A 1,097-nucleotide genomic window follows, 5' to 3' on the forward strand; every position below is an offset into this window, starting at 1 on the left:
GATGGGCAGCAGCAGACCATGATTGACGTTGCCGGTGTCGAGCAACGGCGCCCATGCCGACAGCTTGAGCCGCATCGCGGCGTAGAAACCCTGACACCAGGGTCGCGGATCGACGTCGCCATGGGGGTTGCGCAGGTGCATCGGCTCGAACTGGCGAGGCGTAGTTGAAAGAATTTGGCTGATCTCGTTATGGCGCAGCGCGACGGCGGAAATCGCCGCGAACTCCGGGGTGCCGCCGTGGTTGAAGGCATCGGCATCGATGGCGAGCAGCGGGCAGATCCAGTCGAGCGGGCTCATCGACACCGGTCCGGCCACGATCGCGGCGACGTAGCCGTCGAGCATGGGAATGCTGGTGGCGACAGGATGCTGATCAACGCGTGCCTGGAGCCATTGCTCAAGCTCCTCAAGTGGCATCGCAGGTGCCGCCATCGACGACGCTGCTTTATGGCGACGCGGGCTCATGCCGCGGCCCGTGCGGTGCGCTGGCGCGCCGCCTTCCAGTTCCAGGCGAGCAGCTCGTGCAGCTGATGGCTCTTGGTTCGCCCGGACACGATGCGCTCCAGCACATCGGTCAGATAGGCCTGAGGATCGAGTTCATGGAGCTTTGCCGTGTTCACGAGCGATGCCAGGATCGCCCAGCTCTCGGCGCCGCCCTCGCTGCCGCTGAACAATGAGTTGCGTCTTCCCATGGCAATCGGGCGCATGGAACGCTCGACCGTGTTGGAATCGATCTCGACGCGGCCGTCGCGGAGAAACAGCGTCAGCTCATCCCAGTGATTGAGCGCATAGTTGATCGCCTCTGCCAGCTTTGACTGGGAGAAGAGCTGGCCCACCATCTCGGTGAGTCGCGCCTTGAGCGCCGCCATCAACGCTGCGCTTCTGGTGCGGCGGCTGGCCAGCCGCTGCTCCGCACTGTTGCCGCGGATCTCCGCTTCAATGGCATAGACCGCCTGCAGGCGTTCGATCACCTCGCGCGCAAACGGCGACTGGGTCGTTTTGAACACCTCGACGAATTTGCGTCGGGCATGGGCGAGACAAAAGGCGAGCTGGATTGCGCCACCATGATCGCGGGCGAGCGCCTTGTAGGCGGCATAACC

The 1,097-nt window shown here is 64.0% G+C and carries 2 protein-coding genes; both read right to left on the minus strand.

The genetic code is table 11. The annotated features are described in order from the left end of the window. On the minus strand, positions 1-429 hold a 429-nt coding region (locus KJQ96_RS38480), incomplete at its 3' end, for a UPF0149 family protein (RefSeq protein ID WP_213291155.1). A 29-nt stretch (positions 430-458) separates the two neighbouring features. Further along, on the minus strand, positions 459-1,097 hold a 639-nt coding region (locus KJQ96_RS38485; protein WP_213291156.1), incomplete at its 5' end, for an IS66 family transposase.

The organism is Bradyrhizobium sp. sGM-13 (assembly GCF_018398875.1).
Classification (GTDB): Bacteria; Pseudomonadota; Alphaproteobacteria; order Rhizobiales; family Xanthobacteraceae; genus Bradyrhizobium.